The organism is Chryseobacterium sp. HNCC26DJ240 (assembly GCF_057180485.1).
Genome location: NZ_JBXUGK010000003.1, coordinates 134,584 through 155,236 on the forward strand (window position 1 = coordinate 134,584; position 20,653 = coordinate 155,236).

Consider the following 20,653-nt stretch of genomic DNA (forward strand, 5'->3'; position numbering starts at 1 on the left):
TCGTAACCTACTGAAAATGAATGTTATATTTTATTAAATTATTTTTAAAAATTACAGAATTGGATGCAATTCGTATTATGTCGCCCTTTCAGGGCTTTGTGATATTGTCAAATGTAAAACATCGGGCTGCACCCGATGCTGATTTTGTCGCCCCTTCAGGGCTTGTAATTTTACCGTCGATTACCTTTAGATTTAATTAAAACGTCCCGCTTGTATTTTCTGTTGGTAAATCCTTTGTAATTACAGGCTCTTCAGAAATCACTTCCTTTTTCCCTGAGTTGACCTGATCTTCAAAATACTTTTCAAGGTCGCGTAGAGTTTCGGGAGTTGTTTGTATATCACGTACGACTTCACCTTTATTCACAACCACAATTCTGTTGCAAACCTCTGTTGTGTGGGCAAGATCATGACTTGAAATTAAAAACGTCACCCCATTTTCTCTGGCAAAATCACGAATCATATTTTTCAGTTTGATCTGTGTGGATGGATCTAAATTAGCAAAAGGCTCATCAAGAATAATAATTTCGGGCTTTCCAATTAATGCTCCAACAATTCCTACTTTTTTCTGATTTCCTTTTGAAAGATCTCTGACGTATTTTCCTGCATTGACGATTTCTCCATTAAACAAATCATGAAACTGCTTTAAAAACTCATCTACAGAAGCTTTATTCTGACCTCTCAACTCGCCTATGAAGTAAAAATATTCTTCAGGAGTCAAATATCCAATCAGGAAAGTTTCATCGATGAATGCTGAGACTTTGTTTTTCCATACTTCAGATTCGTTTACTTTGATATTATCAACACTTACAAAACCTGCTGTAGGCTGAATTAAATCAAGCATTAAACTGAAAAGTGTTGTCTTTCCCGCACCGTTATTTCCGACCAAACCGAACGTTTCGCCTTTTGTAATTTCTAAATTTTCTATGTTGAGAACTGTTGCTGTACCGTAGGTTTTCGTGAGGTTTTGAATTGTAATCATTTTTTTGGTGTATTATGTTGGGTGTTGGATGTGGGATGATGGGTGTTTGGTTTTGCTATAATAACACGACTTTCAAGCTTGACAGCTGTTACTGAACTTTTCAGTATGAACCCGAATTACTTTACTTGACTCTTTATACTTTTTACTTGGCTCTTTCTACTTGGTTCTTTCAACTTAATCTTTCTTAAAAGCCTCAATCGTACTGTATTTCTCGGTTTTATAAACTTTAATAATCATATCGAAGATTTTTTCACGAAAAATAAATCCTAAAAGACCCAAAACTGCGATGCTGGCGACCGCAGCAGTAATTCCGAAGCAATAAAAGAATATCCCGTAAACAGCCATTGGTAAGAGCATTTTAGGTATCATTAAAATAAGAGTCTTAAAACTGAAAGTATTTTTTTGTCCGACTCTTTTTTCTTTTGCATTTAAATCAATGAGATTTTTATTGTAAGCGCCCGACAAAAGGGTAAACTGAGAATTGACGCCAATATTGTATAGTCCTGCCGCAAAAAATGCTAGATAGACATCCCATCCGAAGTATATGTAGAATAAGGCCAAGACAATAGAAAAGACCGTTACAATATTCATAAGCCACCATTTGGCTTTGATGTATTCTTTATATGGCACGTTGAGCGTCATCATCAGAGGATAATAGGCACTGTCGAACGCGGGAACTCTCCCACCGAAAGTAAACTGAAAGCCTCCGGTTACAAAAAGCCCCATAAACATTAATGCTGCAGGTGTCTGGTAGTATTTATTTGAAAACATCAGCAAGCCGTAAAACACAAAAAGGAAACTGCCTATCACAACACCTTTGGTTACCTTATTTCGCTTCAACATTTTGATGTCATTGTTGATAAATGTTCCAATAGCTCCGTATTTATTCAGGAAAGCGATGTTTTCGGTTTTTCCGATTTCTTTTTTAGCTTCAAGACCTTCATCAAGATAAAAACCTTTTCGGATGTAATTGAAGGTAATTTTCCACAGACCAAGGAAAAGCATAGCAGGAACTACCGCAAAATAAGGTCGTTCGTACAAATTATAGAAAATCTTTTCTGAGTAAGATAAAACAGGGACAATTTCGTAATAATTTAAAGCAGCAAAAACTGCAATCAAAATTCCTGCTCCGATGGCTACATTTTCTTTATCATTAAATAAAAGATTGAGAAAATTATTCAGATAAAATAAAGATGATACCCCTATAAACCAAGCTACAATTCCCAGAAAATCATAACCGTTGAACGCTAAAATTCCGCAAAATGTAATGAGAAATATTGAATTAAACCAACTCAGCGGCGTAAGAAAAGTTTTAATTAAAGTATAATTGACGACAACTTTTTTAGGAATATTCTGAGTAAGAAAAGGTTTAATATTCTGCGTCGGAATCTGCTGAACCATGTATTTCATATACAAATCAAGCACCCAACCGATAATCATGAAGCGGGAAATCACTTTCAAAGGATCTTCATTCATTTCCTCCTCTACATAGAAATAGGCAATGAAAGCCATCATTGCAAGCCACAAAACAAAGAAACAAATTCCGATGATTCTAAAAATCTTCATCGCAAGATTGATTCCCAACGATGAACCACGGAAAAAGCTCTTCCATTCAAGCTTTAGAAACCTTTTAAACATAGTTTACTTTTTAAATATTAGTAAAGATAAGTTTAAATATGTTACAGAATAAGTCCCTATTTATGGGATAAATTGAAAATTTTTACTTAAAACATCTCAAAAAAAGAAGAAATTAGCCCATCAACTCTTTAGCCTGCGCCATTGCCGCCTCAGTAATTTTACTTCCTGAAAGCAACTGCGCAATTTCATTCAGTTTTTCTTCATCAGAAAGTGCGATGATATTAGATTGTGTTTTTCCGTTGATATCCTGTTTTACCACTTTGTAATTGTCGTTACCTTTTGCAGCAACCTGTGCGAGGTGGGAAATGACGATCAGCTGCATATCTTCAGACATTTCACGCATCAGATTTCCTATTTCTTCAGCTACTTTTCCGGAAACTCCAGTGTCGATCTCATCTAAAATCAGAGTAGGAAGTTCGTCACTTTCTGCAATAATTTTCTTTACAGCGAGCATCACTCTTGATCTTTCACCACCGGAAACCGCCGTTTGAATCGGTCTTAGAGGAAAACCTGAGTTGGCCTGAAATAATAATTGAATATTTTCTTTTCCAAAAGAGTTGAATTCTTGTGAATTTTGTAGCTCGATCTCAACTTTTGCTTTTTCCAGACCTAATTTTTTAAGCAAACCTTCAGCTTTAGAAATAAAAGACGGTGTGCTTTTCTTTCTTCTATCTGAAAGTTTTTTTGAAAGATCAGCCAGTGCTTTTTCTTTTAAAACAATGTTTTTCTCAATCTGAACAATCAGCTCCTCAAGTTCGGAAGCACCCTTCTGTTCGCCTGCCAACTGATCTCTGATTTCTCTCAAGCCTTCGACATCAGAAACATTATGTTTGATGAAAAGCGTATTAAGTTTGTTATTAAGAAGACTTAAAAGTGCTAAATTTTCCGGATTAATCTCAATTTTTTCAGCTTCATCTTCCAATTCAGAAATAATATCTTTTAATTCTACAAAAGAAGTTTCGAGTCTTACATCCAATTCAGAAAAATTGGTAGAGACTTCAGCGATTTTTGAAATTTTATTTTTAGCTTCATTAAAAAACGAAAGAATACCCACTTCCTCCTGATGGAATCTTGACAAGACCTGAGCAAGATTTTCTGAAATCATCTCGGCGTTTTCCTGAACAGAAAGTTGGTTTTGAAGCTCTTCAAAATCAATATGATCCAAATCAATTTCTTCTAATTCGTTGAGAAGAAACGTTTTGTAATCGCTTTCTTTGGTATTTTCTGAAAGCTGGGTTTTATATTTTTTAAGTTGCAGCTGAAGACTTTGAAAATCTGAAAATTCTTTCTGATATTCTTCTAAAATTGATTTATTTCCAGAAATTCCATCAATAATTTTAAACTGATATTCTGAAGTAAATAAATTAGAAGTTTCAAATTGAGAATGGATGTCTACCAGCTGCGAAGTGAGTTCTTTTAAAATATCCAAAGTCACCGGAACATCATTGATAAATGCTCTGGACTTGCCCGAAGGAAGAATTTCACGTCTGATAATCGTCTGATGCTCGTAATCGAGATCGTTTTCGATGAAGAATTTTTTGAACTGATTATTTAAAGAAAATTCAGTTTCTACAATGCTTTTTTCTTCCGCTTTAGAAATAGATTTCAAGTCGGCTCTTTCACCCAAAATAAGACGTAAAGCCCCGAGGATGATAGATTTCCCAGCACCGGTTTCTCCAGTGATGACCTGTAAACCCTTATTTAGATTAACTTCAAGCACATCGATGAGTGCAAAGTTTTTGATATAAATTCTCGAAAGCATAATGAAAGCTGCATTTTGTAATGCAAATATAAAATTTTAAGAATGAGAATTCAACATCAAATGTTTACTTCCATTTATTCCACTTGTCATCTGTAAACTTTGGAGCAAATGTAATCATCAGCTGTTTCAGTTCGCTTATATTCACACCCCCGTTGTTTCCGGAGTTGAAAATATTGTAAATCTCATCACTCTTATTATTGATAAAAGTATTGAAGAAATAGTTCTGCTGGAAGTTGTTTTCATACATTTTCAGCTGCAGCAGAGCATCTGAAAGAATTTTTTTTCCCTGGCTCTGATCCTGATTGAAAAGATTGTCTAAGCCTGCTCTGTGATAAGTGTACATCGTTGAACGAAGCTGATTCATATTTGGATTTAAAATTTCTCCAATCAAAATAGTGCGGCTTCGTGGTTCATTAATCTGATTCCAGCCTTCATAGCCTCTGTTCTGTGAATTTTGCGCAATCTGCTGAGCTTTTGAAAAATACTGAGTTCCACCGTTGGATTGAAAACTGTCGGCATCATAACCTAAAATTACATAAACGTAAAAACTGATTACATCAATCAGGTTTTTTCCTGAAAACTGCCTTTCATTGAATACAAGATTCTCATTTTCCACATATTCAAATCCAAATTTTGTATCTTCAATATTGATCAGTGGAGATTCGTAAGTGGAATTATAAACTGGTCTCACAGCCTGTATTACAATTTTTCCCTTGTATCTGTTTCCGTCTCTTTCGCTGAGAATCAGAGAAAAATTTGATTTTATTTTTTCGAAATTCTGAAGTTTTTTCCCCGTCCAGCTCGTATTATTGATAAAGTCTCTTAAACTTTTTTCCAAAGCTTTGAAAGCCTGTGTATTACTTCCCTGAATTTGCTGTGTATTAACATTTACTGTCGCGAGAATTTCCTGAGCCGATGAAAACTGAGAAATTAAAAGCAGAAATAGTATGATGATATATTTTTTCATTTCTAAGATTAAAATTGAGAACGGAAATTTATTAAATTTATTTTAAATATTGATTTTCAACGAAATCGAGAATGTCTTTGGCGACAGAGTCTTTAGATTTTAAATCAAATTCTTTCTTTTCTGTTTGCGTGAAAATTTTAATTTTATTGGTGTCGTTTTTAAATCCAGCTCCAGCATCTCTTAAAGAATTTAAGACAATCATATCGAGATTTTTCTTTTGAAGCTTTCCCATTGCATTTTCTTCTTCATTTTGAGTTTCGAGGGCAAAACCAACCAGAAACTGATGTTTTTTCTGCTGACCCATCGTTTTTAGAATGTCTGGATTTTTAATTAATTCAATTGTGAAACTGTCTTCATTTTTTTTGATTTTCTCTGAAGCAACCACTTTTGGAGTATAATCTGCTACAGCAGCACTCGCAATACCAATATCAATGGTGTCATAAAATTCAAAAACTTTATCAAACATTTCTTTTGCCGACGTCACTCTATGGATTTCAATATCTTGATTTGAAATTTTCTCAGAACTCGGCCCGGAAATCAGAATCACTTTCGCACCCCGTTTTGCCGCTTCATCCGCCAACGAATAACCCATTTTTCCGGAAGAATGATTTCCGATAAATCTCACAGGATCAATTGCTTCATAAGTTGGCCCTGCCGTAATTAAAACAGTTTGCCCTTCTAAAGTTTTATTTTGATTTAAATTGAAAAAAACTTCAACCGTTCTTACAATTGTTTCAGGTTCAGCCATTCTTCCCTGACCGACCAATCCGCTTGCCAATTCACCACTTTCTGCAGGAATAATCATGTGTCCAAAACTTTCAGCAAGATCAAGATTTCCCTTTGTTGAAGGGTGCTTATACATATCCAAATCCATCGCCGGAGCAATAACAACAGGACATTTTGCCGACATGTAGGTTGCAATCACAAGGTTATCGCAAATCCCATTGACCATTTTAGCCAAAGTATTTGCTGTGCAGGGCGCTACAATCATCAAATCTGCCCATAAAGCTAATTCTACATGACTGTTCCACGTTCCGTTTTCATCATAGAAATCGCTGTAAACAGGTTTTTTAGATAAAACTGAAAGACTCAATTTGGTTACAAACTGTTCTGCATCAGCTGTCATAATCACCTGTACATCTGCACCTTTTTTCACCAGATCCCGAATCAGAAAATGGATTTTGTAAGCTGCGATACCGCCGGAAACTGCAAGAAGGATTTTTTTTCCTGAGATTGCCATTAAAATATTTTTAAAGTACTAAAATACTTATTTTTTGGTGAACAGCAGTGGTGTAAACAACAAAGGTCATAAAAGAAAAATCTCTTATGACCTTTGTTTATAAAAAACACATATTGTTATTTTCTGTCTTCAGTTTTTCTGAAGTAAACGTCATCGTTTAACCACTCTTCAATTGCGATAGAAGTTGGTTTCGGAAGTTTTTCGTAATGCTTAGAGATTTCAATTTGCTCTCTGTTTTCGAAAACTTCTTCTAAAGTAGAATTGTGCACAGCAAATTCATCTAATTTATTGTGAAGCTCTGTACGAATTTCTGCGTTGATCTGCTCAGCTCTTTTGCCCATGATAACAATCGCTTCGTAGATTGATCCTACTTTGTCTTCAATCTTGTCTTTGTTATAAGTAATGGTATTTACTTCTGCTTTTGTATCTTTTACGCTCATTTTGAGAAAATTAATTTATTTTTAAGATGGCAAATGTACGACTTATCTTTGGATTTTGAAAGTGGCAGCAGGAGGAGGTGTTTGCAACACTGCACTGTCTCTTCTCATTTGGTTTGCCTGCTTTTCGTTTTGCATCTGATCTTTCATCTGCTCTTCGGTTTTCACCTTTTTAGCTTCCTGATCAGCAATTCTTTTCTGTCTTTCGTTCAGCAATGCGATTCTTTCTTCATTCTGCTTCTTCACAACTACAAAATCTTTCTTCTCTCTTTCAAGTTTTCCTCTCAGGTCAACTGCAGTTTTAGAATATTCTGTGTTTGGAAGTTCTTTTTCTACCTGTCTTGTGAAAGCCAAAGCACTTTCTATACGCTCGTCTTTAAGCTGATAATTTGAACCCACTGCCAAAAAATAGCGTGCATTCATCATATAATCATAAATTTTCGGACGAAGTTTTGTACTTGGGAAATCTTCCAAAACGTTTTCGAATGCAACACCGGTAGCTTTGTAATCTCCCATTTTGTAATAGTGTTTTGCATTTTCGTATGCTTTAAATTCTAATTTATAAGTCAGTTCATCAATCATGGTGTTGATGTTTTTGCCTCTCTCAGAATCCGGATAGTTAGTCAGGAAATCCTGAAGCTCGTTAATTGCCAGTTCTGTACTCGACTGATCTAAGTTATAATCCATAGATCCGTTGTAGTAACACAATGCAGACATATATGCAGCTTCTTCTTTTCTAGGATCCTGCGGAAAGCTTACCGAGAAATTTTTAAACTGATGCCCTGCCAGCTTATAATTTTTATCATAATAATTAGCATACGCAGAATTAAAAACTACGTTGGGAGCATCATCTGTACCTGCAACTAGGTTTGGTAACCTGTCATATAACGCCAAAGCATTCTTCCACTTCTTTTTAGCAAAATTTTCGTTGGCGGTCTTCAGGATAAAATTTTTATCCGCACTTGTCAATGCTTTTTGCTGAGTGCTTTTGCAGGCAGCAAGTACCGCTACAGCGAAAATACCTAAAATATACTTTTTCATAAGGAATTCAACAGATTCGGTATTTTTCCGAACTTTTAATTTGCAAAAATAAAACTTTTTTTGCAAAAGACTTTTTTTTATGATTATTTAACGTAAAATTAGTCTGTAGCATATCCCAAAATAGCAAAAACCGACATTAAAGTATTCACTCTTACCTTTTTTTCAGCTTCTTTGTCATAAGAATCAGAATCTTTGTGCGGAACGTAGAGTTCGTAAAAGTTTTTATTTCTGATCACAAAAAGTGTTGCTCCGATAATAACGGTAAGCAAATCCTCAGGTTTTGGAGTAAAAGTAAAAACGCCGGAAGCAACCCCTTTTTTAGTTACTTCATCAATTTTTCGTACAAACAACTGATAGCAATCCAAAAGTTCATTTTTCACCTGATCGGAGTGTCTTAATTCCTGAGTAACAAAGCCGTGAAAATAATTGTATTTAAAAAGTTGGGAGATAATAAACTTCACCATTTCCTTCATCTGCATTTCAGGTTTCCCGTCTTTGATAGTGTCTGCAAATTCAGAAAAATTCTCTCTCGTTTTCAAAACTCTGTACTGGTAGAGATAGGACATCATTTTTTCTTTGGAGCCAAAGTAATACGAAATCATCGCAACATTGATATTCGCTTTTGAGCAAATATCCCTTACAGAAGTACCTTCATAACCTTTTCTGGCAATAAGTTCTTCAGCAATATCTAAAATATGGATTTGTTTTTCCGTAAACTTTTTCTTCATAGAAACTGACTTTGCCTTAAAGTTATGAATTTTTTAACAAAATCAATAAACAGCCGTTTAGGAATTTAAAACATAATTTGATTATTTTTGAATATGCCTTACTTTGATTTTCATCATCACAAAATAAATATTACGAACGGAATCTATAATCTTGAACTGTTTCAACCCGTTCCGGACGTTTTGTTTTCAGTGGGAATTCACCCGAAAGATATTGATGAAAATAATTTTACACAGCAAATTGAGTGGTTAAAAACAAGTATAAATGAAAACTGTTTTGCCATTGGCGAATGTGGTTTAGATTCGATGGTTGTGGCGACTGCTGAAATTCAAAACAAAATCTTTCTTGAACAAATCAATATTGCTAATGAATTTAAAAAACCTCTAATTATTCACTGTGTCCGAAGGTTTTCTGAACTGATTCCATTTAGAAAAAAATCAGATTTCCCCATGATTTTGCATGGTTTTAATAAAAAACAGACGATTGCAGACAGTCTTCTTTCAAATAATTTTTATCTGAGTTTTGGAAAAGCCGTTTTGTATAATCTATCTTTGCAAAATACTTTAAAAAACGCTCCTTTAGATAAAATATTTTTGGAAACCGATGATGCAGATTTTAATATCGAAGAACTGTATCACAAAGTTTCAGATTTAAAAAAAATATCACTGGAAAATCTTCAGGATCAAATAGCTACTAATTTAGAAACAATACGAAATGGATAAAAACTGGCTGGAAAGAACAGAACTTCTCATCAAAGAAACAGGTTTGGAAAATCTTCATAATTCCAACGTCTTAGTTGTAGGACTTGGCGGTGTAGGATCTTTTGCTGCAGAATTTTTAGCCAGAGCAGGTGTGGGAAGCATGACCATCGTAGACGGTGACACGGTAGACATCACCAACATTAACAGACAATTACCTGCGCTGCATTCTACAATTGGAAAACACAAAGTTGAAATTGTAGGCGACAGACTTTTAGACATCAATCCGAAACTTAATCTGACGAGAATAAACGAATTCTTAAATCCTGAACGCATGGAAGAAGTTTTTGAAGGAAAAAATTTCGATTATGTTTTAGATTGTATCGATAGTATTACACCAAAAGTAGCCCTAATTATTGCTGCAAAACGCAGAAAAACAAAAGTAGTAAGCTGCATGGGAGCCGGAGGAAAATCTGACCCTACGAAAGTTTTGGTACGCGACATCAGCAAAACCAAACATTGTCATTTGGCAAGACAAGTCAGAAAAAGACTGAAAAAAGTAAAAATTGACAAAGGTGTCCGTTGCGTTTTTTCTGATGATATTCAAGATGAAGAAAGTCTGAAAATGACCGACGGAAGCAATTATAAAAGGTCTTTTTACGGTACAATCAGCTACATGCCTGCCATTTTTGGGTTATATGCTGCCTCGGAAGTGATTAATTATCTGGTTAACAAGACCGAATCTCCCGATGCAGAACTTTAAATATCCATCTGCTGAAAAGCTGAAAGGTAAAAACGACATCAAATTACTTTTCGAAAAAGGAAAATGGAGAACTTTTGGAAATCTGCGTATCATTATTCTAAAAAATAAAGAAAACACTCCCATTCCTGAACTGAAATTCGGAGTGTCGGTTTCAAAAAGATATTTCAAAAAAGCGGTCGACAGAAACCGTTTTAAAAGACTTTTACGTGAATGTTTCCGTTTAAATAAAGATTTGTACAAAGAATCTTTTGGCGACTTGTCACACGCAATGCTGTTCTGGGCTTCTCCGGAAAAAGCGGTTGGTTACAAAGAAGTTGAGGAGCAGTTTGTAAAACTGTGTCAGGCTCAGCGTAAAAAATAAGTCATTGAAAATTTTCAGAGAAAGCATTTAAAATTTCATTAATTTTAAACTTCACAAATCTGAAAATAAAATGCTTGACAATATCCCCTACTTTCCGTACATCGTAAGTGCCTTTTTTGGCATCGGTCTCGCTGCCGCAACCGGTTTCAGAGTTTTTCTGCCGCTGTTTGCCGTAAGTCTTTCCTCTTATTTGGGCTGGATTCCCATGAGCGATAGTTTTGAGTGGCTCGCTGGTCTTCCTACATTAATTATGACAGGAATTGCCACTGTTGCAGAAATTCTTGCTTATTACTTACCATTTGTAGATAATTTACTGGATTCTGCAGCCATTCCGCTTTCTACGGTGGCGGGCTCGGTATTGTTTGCGAGTCAGTTTGCAGATCTGGGAACTTTTCCACAATGGGCTTTGGCAATTATTGCAGGTGGAGGAACGGCAGCAACAATCAGCTCAGGATTTGCAGGCTTGCGCGCGGCTTCCACCGCAACGACAGGCGGAACCGGAAATTTCATTGTTGGAAGTACAGAAACTGCCGGAGCAGGATTTATGACGATTGTCTCGATGCTTGCACCCGTTATCGCTTTTGTTTTAAGTATTATCTTAATTGTACTGATTGTAATTGGAGGTAAAAAACTGATGAAAAAGTTTTCATCTAAAAATAAAGCAAGACCCAAATTAGAATAAAAAAACAGATCGAAAATGATCTGTTTTTATTTTTTATCTGCCTCGGATGTCTTTTACTTCCTGAATTTTTTCTTCAAAATATAATTTCTTTTCAGGATGTTTTCCAATTAAAATCTGGTATGCCTGAATTGCTTTTGAGTACAGTTTCTGCTCGGTATAAAGTTTTGCAAGCGTCTCTGTCATCAGGTGTGAAATATCGTCGGTGCGTTCTTTAACTACAAAACTGCTTTCGTCTTTCAGCTGACTTATTTTAGGATTATTTTCAATGAAAGCTTCAATTGCTTTTTCTTTGATTTCAACTTTTTCCTTTTCTACTTCCAAAGGACGCTCAATCTTTAGCCAGCTTTGCCATGTATTGATAAAACCGGGGACATTGCTGTCTAAAATGGAAGGAATCTGACGTTTGTCAGGCTGAATTTTTGGTTGAGCACCAACTTCAGGTTTAATTTCTTCTTCAGTCTTTTGATTTGATTCTTCTTTTTGGTTAGATTTAATAAATGATGAAATATTATTCCCAAAAAAAGAAACATTAAAAGCCGGAGTGTGTTTTTCTTCTTCTCTTAAATTTTCCTCATTGTTTTCTGAAGTTTCTACAACTTCCTGATCTTCATCGTTTTTAACATCCGTTTCTTCGATTTGAACAGACTCTTTCACCTGTTCTTTTATCGCAGGTTCTGGCTTTTCAGTCGGTTTTTGTTCAGCAACTTCAGCCTTTTTACCAATTGAAGAATCCAAAATATTGGTTTCGAAGGACATTGGTTTCCATGAAGTTGAAGGTGCAGTTTCATCCTCATTTTCTGTTTCAGACTGAGAATTAACTTCAGTTTCAGCAGAAATTTCTTTATCGCTCACTGCGATTTCATCTTCAGCAACTTTAATTTCTTCCTTATTTTCAACAACTTCCGGCGACGGTGTTTCAACTTCAAAAGACTGCGTTTCTGCAAAGCTGATTTCAGAACTCACAATTTCTTCTTCTTTCTCAATTTTGTCGTTGTTATTTACATCTTTTTTAGCCTCTTTCATTTTCAGCTCCACCTGCTCAATCAGACGGCGCATTTCATCTTCATATTTATTTTTAGAACGAGAATTTTCCGCCGGAATTTCCTGCTGAACTGGCGATTTAGATTCAATTTTCACTTCAGGAAGGAAAGATTCTGTTCCGTGAAAACTTAATTGAGAACCGTCTTCAACTTTTTGTTTTTCGTCTTCAGATTCAATTTTATCTTCAGCAATGATGGTTTCTGGTGTAAAATCGGTTTGATTCTCAACCTCATCCTGAGCCACAGTTTCATCTCCTGTACTTTCTTCTTTAGTTTCAGTTTCAAGAGGTGCAATTTCCTGAAAACTAATTGCTTTATCTTCCGCAATAGCTTCTACCGCTTCCTCTAAATTATCATCAGGTGAAACCCTAATTTCAGACTGATTAAAATTAATTTCCGTTTCTTCAACCTCATCATCTGTTTCCGGTTCTAAAGTATGAATTTCCTGATTTTTTGTCTCTGATTCAATTTCAACAGCTTCAATTTCTTCTGATATCTGAGGTGATTCAGACTCTAGGATTTCAGAATTTAGATTGTCTACTTCAGATTCATTAATTTCAGATTTATCTTCAATTACTTCCTTAACCGTTTCACTTTGAATATCTGGAAAAACATTCAGTTTTTCTGTCACTAAATTCCCCGATTCCTTACTGGATTCCAGGTCAATTTTAGTTGTGTTTTCTTCGTTCAGAAAATTTTCTTCACCTTCAAAAAGAATTCTGTTTCTCTGCCCTTCTACTTCCACGGGCTGATTAGAAACTTCCGGCAAAGGCTGTACAGCGGTGTAATGAGATTCTTCTACTTGAGTTTCCTGCTTTTCTTCAGGACGTCTCAACGGAAAACCTCCGCTTTTTGGAACATAAGCAGGATAAGGCTTTTTATTTTCAGTTATTTGAGAAACTTTTGGCGAAGAAATTTCTGCTTTTTTCGCTTCTAATTTACCATTGATGAGATGATATAGATTTTTTTTATCTGTAGTGTAAGCCGCAGTTTTAGAAAGCTCTTTCTGGTAATTTTCAGATTCGTAAAGGTGCACACCGTAAAGATGCAGGGCACGTACATTTTGAAGATACGGAAATTCCTGTATCTGATCTTTCAGAATCTGAAGATCGTCTTTCTGAATATTTCTGGGCTCTTTTAAAAGCTCTAAAACTCTAGTTTTCATCTTACCAGTTTGCTACAATGTCATTAAAAATCTTGTTGATGATTCTGTCTGTCACCAATCTCACCTGCGAAGATTCGATATCTGCCTGCGACAAATCGCTATTGAATGCAGCTTCGTCCATATACGTTCTGTCAAAGCTCAAATCGGGATGCAGTTTGTTTTCGTAGTGCACCTTTATGGTGATTGTCAGTTTATTCTGCGATTGCTGAATGGTACCCGCCGAAGTCTGCTGCGTGGTGGAGCTGATGTTGGTAGGCGTAATCGAATAATCTGTAATCTCACCTTCAATTAAAATATCGGGGTTTGATTTTGTTCCTTTTAAAGTAGTTCTCTGTAAAAATCTGTTTTGAATATCTGTGGAAAACTGCTGCGAAAGTGTAGGATTGACCAACGGAGCATTGTTTGGAAACTCGTTAATCTGCACCGTTTTTTCATCCTTAAGAGATGAACCTGTGAAGCTGTAGCAGGAATTAAGCAAACTCACAGATATGAATAGTAAAAAAAGATTTTTAAGAGAATTCATTTCATTTAAATTTAAAAAGTTCCTTTAGTGGCACCGATTTCGGTAATTTCGTCGTAATCAATCTGCTGAAGAGCATCTTCGTAAGCGAAATAATTGGCAACATAAACGAAAGGCATGGTAGCAAACAAACCAATACCACAGGCAAGAATACCAGCATACAAAATGACAACCAATATCAATGAAAAAAGGAATATTGACACTAAATTCCCTTTGGTCATAACTTTTGAAGTATTCCAGGCTGTTTTGATATCATTTACATCTTTTAAAGAAATCAATGCCGGAATATAAAATCCTTTTAGCATAAAGTAAATAAGAGCTGCATAAACCAATACCATAAAAGGTAAAAATATAAAACCAATCATAGGAGACGGATCATCACCCTGAGTGTATGCAATCATCGGCATCATAATCATGAACGGAATATACAAGACCAAAAACCCTCCTACTATAATCAGTTGAAGAATAAAATAGGGCATAAATTTATCGAAATTGAAAATATCACTCGGGCTTGCCTGCTGACCTTTATTCAATTTTCTTAAATATTGATAAAAATTTCCTGCACCCAGCATTCCGCAAAAAGGAATGAAACCCATCAAAAGACAGCACAAAAATGCTACAAAGATGTTTCCAAAATCTTTCTTCATAAGCTCAAAGGCTTTGCTGATGTAGTCACCTAACTTAAAGTTGATTGGCTTTGCGGTAAAATTTACGTTCATATTTTTTTGATTTAATGTTTACAATTTATTCTTCTAAGTTATATTGTTTTATTTTTCTGTACAAAGTTCTCTGGCTAATCCCCAACTCGTCTGCTGCACGGTTCCTTCTGCCATTATGTTTTTCTAAAGCTTTGACAATCAAATCTTTCTCATTATTCTGAAGAGATAAAGACTCCGGTCTGTTTTCTTCCACTTCAATATCTTCAAAATCCTCGTAACTGTCATCTGAATTCGAAACAATGGTTGGATTCTGAACATTTTGATTGCTGTTGTTATTATTATTTTCAAAATACAATAACGAGTTGGAATTGGCAGTTTGTTGCGGTTCAGGAGTATAAATTCTGCTTATCAGATTTTTCTCCTGATTGCTGAGATCTGCAGTTCCTCTGTTTTTAATCAGTTCCGAAGTTAAGGATTTTAAATCATTTATATCACTCCGCATATCGAAGAGAATTTTGTACATAATTTCTCTTTCATTCCCAAAATCGGTTTGTTTTTGTCCGGCCGGCTGATTCACCACCATTGGCAGATGCGCATCCATCGGGATATATTCTGTGAGTTTTGTCACTGTAACATTTCTGTCACGCTCTACAACAGTCATTTGCTCAACCAAATTTCTCAGCTGACGCACGTTTCCGGGAAAAGTGTAATTTTCGATGTAATGAACAGCACTTGCTTCCAATTCAAGTTCCGGCATCCTGTATTTTTCAGCAAAGTCAATGGCAAATTTTCTGAATAACAAATGAATATCGCCTTTTCGCTCTCTCAATGCAGGCATATCAATCTGTACAGTATTCAAACGGTAAAACAAATCCTCACGGAAACGCCCGTCCTGAATGGCTTTCATCATGTTTACATTAGTTGCAGCAACGATTCTTACGTTGGTTTTCTGAATTTGGGAAGAACCTACTTTCATAAATTCGCCACTTTCTAAAACTCTCAGCAAACGAACCTGTGTCTGCAAAGGCAGTTCCCCCACCTCATCAAGAAAAATAGTTCCGCCATCTGCAACTTCAAAATATCCTTTTCTGGTTGCCGTTGCTCCCGTAAAAGCTCCTTTTTCGTGCCCGAATAACTCGGAATCAATTGTTCCCTCGGGAATTGCACCACAGTTTACAACGATATAAGGCTGATGTTTTCTTTTAGATTCTGAATGAATGATTTTTGGAATAAATTCTTTACCAACACCACTTTCCCCAATCACCAAAACGGAAATATCAGTGGGTGCTACTTGAATTGATTTTTCTAAAGCTCGGTTTAAAGCCGGAAAATTTCCGATAATGCCGAAGCGGTTTTTTATATTTTGAAGTTCGATACTCATAAGTAAAATTTAAATTTTGATTAGGATTTTGTCTACATTCTAAATTGTAGAACTATAAATTATTTGAAAATATTGGTTTAAAAAATTAACCTAAATTCTCCAGATAATCTTTATTCCTGATCTTTGAAACTTTACTTTTGAAATATAAAACCTCAGCTATGAAGTCTTTTTTATTTTCTTTAAAAAAAACAATTAAACGCTGATTATATTTTTCTTCTGAAAAACGAATTTCTGCTTTATGAAGATTTTTTTTATTCTGTTTATAAGCTGGACGACCAAAAAGATCTGCTGCATTTTGCTTTTCTCCAATAGAAAATTTACGTTTTGAATTTCCATTTAAAACGATTTTTTCTAATGCTTCGCAATGGCTTGAGCTTAAAAACTGATTGTAAATTTCATACAGCACTTTACAATCTTCACTTTTTATAGTGCCGCTGCTGATCTGCGCAGAAATATTACTGCTGATTATGACCAATAAAACACTGAGGCAATATTTTTGAAATTTTTCCATTGTCTATGTTTATTGATTTTCTTCTAAAATTTTAATAAAATCTTCTTTGCTCGGCAAAACAGTGAGATATTTGCTGGCAAAAATCTGATCATTATTTTCCGGCAAAGTATATTCAACCAGTGCTTCACTTTTGTCCTGACAAAGAATAATTCCGATAGTTTTATTTTCGCCTTCTATGCGTTTTTCTCTGTCGAAATAATTGACGTACATCTGCATTTGCCCTATGTCCTGATGTTTTAATTCTCCAATTTTCAGATCAATTAAAACAAAACATTTTAAAATTCGGTTGTAAAAAACCAAATCTATTTTAAAATGTCTGTCATCAAATGTTATTCTGTCTTGTCTTGCAACAAATGTAAATCCTGTTCCTAATTCTAAAAGGAAATGCTCTAATTTATCTATTAATTCTGACTCCAAATCGCTCTCTGAATAATTTGGTTTTTCAGACAGGCCTAAGAACTCCAAAACATAAGGATCTTTGATGAGATCTTTCGGTTTTTCTATAATTTGCCCTTTCTCAGAAAGCTTTTGAATTTCATCTTTATTTTTACTTAAAGATAATCTTGCGTACAAAGCAGAATCGTATTGTCTTTGCAATTCTCTTAAACTCCAGTTGTTTTTAAATGATTCAATTTCGTAAAATTTCCTTTCATTTAGATCTTTGATCCTCATCAATTTTAAATAATGCGACCAAGAAAGATTGAAATTAACATCCTGTGCTTGATGAATTTGAAAAACGTCAGACAGTGTCTGACCAATTGATTTTAAAGATTTCCCAGAGGATGTTTCAGAAATTTCATTTGAAGAATTCATCAACAGTGTTGACGAAATTTCATCTCCAAATTGTGCAGACGGTGTTTGCACAATTGAATAAGACAAATAAAACTGTCTCATTAAATCTAAATTTCTTTTTGAAAATCCCTTTCCATATCTTTTAGTGAGCTCAATAGCAAGATTTTTAATTAATTCTACGCCATATTCTGCTCTTTCTTGTCCATTCTGTTCATCCTCTACAATCATTCTTCCGATTTCGAAATACGTAAGAACCATCGCTTGGTTTACAGCGACAGCAACTTTTTTTCTGGCATTATCCAATAACGCAGAAATATTTTGTAGTAGTTGTTGTGACTGTAAATTATTCATAGTTGAAGAACTTAAAAGTTTAAATTCTATACCGTTTCCCCTAAAAGTGTTCCCTGCGTATTTCCGTGAACAAAAACAGACACAATGTCGCCCAGTTTCTGACCTTCCTTCATATCAAATACACAAACAGCGTTCTGGGAATTTCTTCCTTTCCACTGATTTTTATTTTTCTTGGAAATTCCTTCAATCAAAATCTCGTGAACTCTTCCAACGTAACCCTGCATTCTTTTTCGTGAAAGTTCGCCCTGCAAAGCAATTACCTCAGCTAAACGCCTTTGTTTTACATCAGCAGGAATATCGTCTTCCATCTTTTTATGAGCCGGTGTTCCGGGTCTTGTGGAATAAGAAAACATATAACCGTAATCGTATTCAACTTCACGCATTAAGCTCATCGTCATTTGATGGTCTTCCTCGGTTTCGGTGCAGAATCCGATAATCATATCCTGTGAAAATGAAATATCGGGAACGATTTCTTTTCCTTTTTTAATTAAATCTAAATATTCCTGACGGGTGTGCTGACGGTTCATCAACTGAAGAATTCTGTCGCTTCCACTTTGAACGGGAAGATGTACATAATTACAGATATTATCGTGTTTTGCAATCATCCTGAAAACCTCTTCCGTCATTTCGTGCGGATTGGAAGTTGAGAATCTGATTCTCATTTTAGGAACAGCAACAGCAACCATATCAAGCAACTGAGCGAAATTAGTTGCCGTTAACTTTTGCATTTCAGAAGCTTTTGCAAAATCTTTTTTCGGACCACCACCGTACCAAAGATACGAGTCGACGTTTTGACCCAACAAAGTGATTTCTTTGTAGCCATTTTCCCACAAATTCTTGCATTCTTCGATGATTGAATGTGGATCACGGCTTCTTTCACGGCCTCTCGTAAAAGGAACCACGCAGAAAGTACACATGTTATCGCAACCACGGGTAATCGTCACAAAAGCTGTAACTCCATTTCCGCCCAAACGAACCGGATTGATGTCTGCATACGTTTCTTCTTTTGAAAGAATGACATTGATAGCATCTCTTCCGTCTTCGGTTTCCTTTAAAAGATTGGGTAAATCTCTGTAAGCATCAGGACCTACAACCAAATCAACGAGTTGTTCTTCCTCTAAAAATTTAGTTTTTAATCTTTCCGCCATGCAGCCGAGAACTCCAACAGTCATATTTGGGCGTTCTTTTTTGAGATTTTTAAATTGAGCCAAACGCATTCTCACAGTTTGCTCAGCTTTTTCACGAATGGAACAGGTATTTAGAAGAATCAAATCTGCTTCTTCGACTTTTAAAGTGGTATTGTAACCTTGTTCGTTAAGAATTGACGCAACGATTTCAGAATCAGAGAAATTCATCTGACATCCATAGCTTTCCAGAAATAATTTTTTTGAATTTTCCGGTTTTTCGAGGATGGCAAACGCTTCGCCCTGTTTTGTTTCGTCTATATATTTTTCCTGCACAGTTTTTAAATTTGAGATTTGAGATTTGAGATTTGAGATTTCAACTGCAGCGCAATTTCGAATTTCAAACATCACATTTCAAATGAATTCAGTTTGCAAAGATACAAAATATTGTGACAGAATGGCAGGAGGGTATTTTGTTCGATTTAATACAAAAACAAATTAATTCTTGGTAAACTTAACGGGCATTTTAAAAATCTGCTTTATCGGAATTCCTTTGTACGTTCCAGGCTTCCAATATGATTTTTTGGTATTTGCTGCACATTTTACTACCATCTCATTAAACTTATCTAAGTCAGACATATTATCCATGTGAAAAAATCCAGTTTCTCCGGTTGTATAAACATCAAAATTTAATGTAAATGAATATTCAGACCCCACAGGCTTAAAACCATTAGTGTCAAAACAGTTAGCAAATTTTTCTCTAAACTTTTCAATTCCTCCTTCTTTTCCTTTATGTACATAAACTGGCATTGCGAAATCTTCCCTAGAAGTGTAATTACCTATCAACATATTCTCTGTAAAACTTCCAAAAAACATAGCAGGATATTTCTTACCATCAACTTCGGCGGGTTTAAACTTTTTCATCGTTTTTACGATTTCCAGCATTTTGTTTTTTAAACACTTATTGTTTACGACTGCAGTTGTATCATTATCCGCAACATATTTTACAGAATTATCAGGATAGACCACAAACCTCATAAATAAAGCTTCGGGTTTTTCGCAGGCTTTCAGTTTACTATTTTGTGCTGTAAAAACAAGTTCTTTGAAGAAAGCGTCACGACCTCCTTCGTAAAAATCTTGACCTTGCGGATAAGAATAAAGGATTTGAGCATGGAAAGTAAAAGAAAAAAGTAATGCTAAGACAGTAAAAAAAATAGATTTCATCATTAAATAGATTAAAGCTCCAATGTAAGTTGAAGTTTTTGCGAAATTAAAACAAATTAATTCAATTTAGGGTGTGATAAAAATTAAGAAATCATGAATTTACATATCAGTCGCTACAGAATTAAAGTTTATTTTAATTTTAATTTCACTTGTAACAGGTTTTCCATTGCAGGTTGCGGGCGTCCAGGTGTTTTTAATTCTTCTCATCACATATTTCATGTCATCAAAAAAAACTTCACTGTTGTCTACTTTCGGGGTTCCTTCAATTTTTGCTATTTTACCCATCTCATTTACCGTAAGGGTGAAAGTAAAATCTCCGTTTAAAACATAAAATTCGGAGTTTAGATAATTGAACATATATCTTCTCAACGTCTCTGTGTAAGCGGCAACTCCACCCTGCACATTGGCAGATTTAAAATCTTTGCAATCTTTCACAGCCACCTGTAATGGTTCACTGATGGCGATTTTCAGAATATTTTTATTGGTTTCAGAAATAATCACATTACTTCCCTGATCTTCAAGATCATATTGCTGTGCAAATACTAGATTTGAAAATGCTAAACCGATTATTAAAAGTGTTGATTTCATAAGG

Annotated in this window: 21 protein-coding genes; 4 read left to right on the plus strand and 17 right to left on the minus strand. The window is 35.2% G+C overall.

All coding sequences use genetic code 11. The annotated features are described in order from the left end of the window. Positions 1-196: 196 nt before the first annotated feature. The 8 genes from AC2A1G_RS06685 to AC2A1G_RS06720 form a co-directional block, all read right to left on the minus strand. Positions 197-979, minus strand: coding sequence for an ABC transporter ATP-binding protein (locus tag AC2A1G_RS06685; protein ID WP_484046155.1), 783 nt, complete (start codon positions 977-979; stop codon positions 197-199). 174 nt (positions 980-1,153) lie between these two features. After that, positions 1,154-2,617 carry a DUF5687 family protein gene (locus AC2A1G_RS06690; RefSeq protein ID WP_484046156.1) on the minus strand — a complete coding sequence of 488 codons (1,464 nt, stop codon included), beginning with the start codon at positions 2,615-2,617 and terminating at the stop codon, positions 1,154-1,156. Between the two features lie 112 nt (positions 2,618-2,729). Continuing rightward, positions 2,730-4,379, minus strand: a complete 1,650-nt coding sequence (locus AC2A1G_RS06695) for a DNA repair protein RecN (protein WP_484046157.1) — start codon at positions 4,377-4,379, stop codon at positions 2,730-2,732. 64 nt (positions 4,380-4,443) lie between these two features. Beyond that, entirely contained in the window at positions 4,444-5,346 is a 903-nt protein-coding gene (porD, locus tag AC2A1G_RS06700) for a type IX secretion system protein PorD (protein ID WP_484046158.1), read from the minus strand. A 37-nt stretch (positions 5,347-5,383) separates the two neighbouring features. Next, positions 5,384-6,586, minus strand: coding sequence for a bifunctional phosphopantothenoylcysteine decarboxylase/phosphopantothenate--cysteine ligase CoaBC (gene coaBC / locus AC2A1G_RS06705; RefSeq protein WP_484046159.1), 1,203 nt, complete (start codon positions 6,584-6,586; stop codon positions 5,384-5,386). Positions 6,587-6,702: 116 nt separating this feature from the next. After that, a complete protein-coding gene (locus AC2A1G_RS06710; protein WP_225687897.1) occupies positions 6,703-7,026 on the minus strand; it encodes a DNA-directed RNA polymerase subunit omega in 324 nt (107 codons plus the stop codon). Between the two features lie 42 nt (positions 7,027-7,068). Then, a complete protein-coding gene (locus tag AC2A1G_RS06715) occupies positions 7,069-8,064 on the minus strand; it encodes an outer membrane protein assembly factor BamD (RefSeq protein ID WP_484046160.1) in 996 nt (331 codons plus the stop codon). Between the two features lie 98 nt (positions 8,065-8,162). Further along, positions 8,163-8,792, minus strand: coding sequence for a TetR/AcrR family transcriptional regulator (locus AC2A1G_RS06720; protein ID WP_191737160.1), 630 nt, complete (start codon positions 8,790-8,792; stop codon positions 8,163-8,165). 93 nt (positions 8,793-8,885) lie between these two features. Here AC2A1G_RS06720 and AC2A1G_RS06725 point away from each other — a divergent pair, with 93 nt between their 5' ends. The 4 genes from AC2A1G_RS06725 to AC2A1G_RS06740 all read left to right on the plus strand — a co-directional run bounded on the left by AC2A1G_RS06725 (position 8,886) and on the right by AC2A1G_RS06740 (position 11,294). Then, positions 8,886-9,512, plus strand: a complete 627-nt coding sequence (locus AC2A1G_RS06725; protein ID WP_484046161.1) for a TatD family hydrolase — start codon at positions 8,886-8,888, stop codon at positions 9,510-9,512. Next, positions 9,505-10,251 (plus strand): tRNA threonylcarbamoyladenosine dehydratase, encoded by a 747-nt coding sequence (locus AC2A1G_RS06730; RefSeq protein ID WP_484046162.1) that lies wholly within the window; start codon positions 9,505-9,507, stop codon positions 10,249-10,251. The genes AC2A1G_RS06725 and AC2A1G_RS06730 overlap by 8 nt, the downstream gene beginning before the upstream one ends. After that, on the plus strand, positions 10,238-10,612 hold the full coding sequence (gene rnpA / locus AC2A1G_RS06735) for a ribonuclease P protein component (protein ID WP_484046163.1): 375 nt from the start codon (positions 10,238-10,240) through the stop codon (positions 10,610-10,612). Before AC2A1G_RS06730 ends, rnpA begins: the two co-directional genes overlap by 14 nt. 70 nt (positions 10,613-10,682) lie before the next feature. Continuing rightward, positions 10,683-11,294, plus strand: a complete 612-nt coding sequence (locus tag AC2A1G_RS06740; RefSeq protein ID WP_484046164.1) for a DUF4126 domain-containing protein — start codon at positions 10,683-10,685, stop codon at positions 11,292-11,294. Between the two features lie 33 nt (positions 11,295-11,327). On the opposite strand, the gene AC2A1G_RS06745 is transcribed toward AC2A1G_RS06740, so the two are convergent. From AC2A1G_RS06745 to AC2A1G_RS06785, 9 genes are all read right to left on the minus strand, one after another. After that, positions 11,328-13,499 (minus strand): hypothetical protein, encoded by a 2,172-nt coding sequence (locus AC2A1G_RS06745; protein WP_484046165.1) that lies wholly within the window; start codon positions 13,497-13,499, stop codon positions 11,328-11,330. A 1-nt stretch (position 13,500) separates the two neighbouring features. Beyond that, positions 13,501-14,022 carry an LptE family protein gene (locus AC2A1G_RS06750; RefSeq protein ID WP_484046166.1) on the minus strand — a complete coding sequence of 174 codons (522 nt, stop codon included), beginning with the start codon at positions 14,020-14,022 and terminating at the stop codon, positions 13,501-13,503. Between the two features lie 11 nt (positions 14,023-14,033). Further along, on the minus strand, positions 14,034-14,738 hold the full coding sequence (locus AC2A1G_RS06755) for a DUF2189 domain-containing protein (RefSeq protein WP_484046167.1): 705 nt from the start codon (positions 14,736-14,738) through the stop codon (positions 14,034-14,036). 25 nt (positions 14,739-14,763) lie between these two features. Further along, entirely contained in the window at positions 14,764-16,059 is a 1,296-nt protein-coding gene (locus tag AC2A1G_RS06760; RefSeq protein ID WP_484046168.1) for a sigma-54 interaction domain-containing protein, read from the minus strand. Positions 16,060-16,144: 85 nt separating this feature from the next. After that, the gene (locus AC2A1G_RS06765) at positions 16,145-16,570 is read right to left on the minus strand and encodes a hypothetical protein (RefSeq protein ID WP_484046169.1); all 426 of its coding nucleotides are present in this window, start codon (positions 16,568-16,570) and stop codon (positions 16,145-16,147) included. 9 nt (positions 16,571-16,579) lie between these two features. Beyond that, positions 16,580-17,713 (minus strand): PDDEXK nuclease domain-containing protein, encoded by a 1,134-nt coding sequence (locus AC2A1G_RS06770; protein ID WP_484046170.1) that lies wholly within the window; start codon positions 17,711-17,713, stop codon positions 16,580-16,582. Positions 17,714-17,739: 26 nt separating this feature from the next. Continuing rightward, complete coding sequence (gene miaB, locus AC2A1G_RS06775) at positions 17,740-19,173, minus strand: tRNA (N6-isopentenyl adenosine(37)-C2)-methylthiotransferase MiaB (RefSeq protein WP_484046512.1); 1,434 nt, start codon at positions 19,171-19,173, stop codon at positions 17,740-17,742. A 162-nt stretch (positions 19,174-19,335) separates the two neighbouring features. After that, complete coding sequence (locus AC2A1G_RS06780; RefSeq protein WP_484046171.1) at positions 19,336-20,061, minus strand: hypothetical protein; 726 nt, start codon at positions 20,059-20,061, stop codon at positions 19,336-19,338. Between the two features lie 99 nt (positions 20,062-20,160). Continuing rightward, positions 20,161-20,649 carry an energy transducer TonB gene (locus tag AC2A1G_RS06785; protein WP_484046172.1) on the minus strand — a complete coding sequence of 163 codons (489 nt, stop codon included), beginning with the start codon at positions 20,647-20,649 and terminating at the stop codon, positions 20,161-20,163. Between the last annotated feature and the right edge of the window lie 4 nt (positions 20,650-20,653).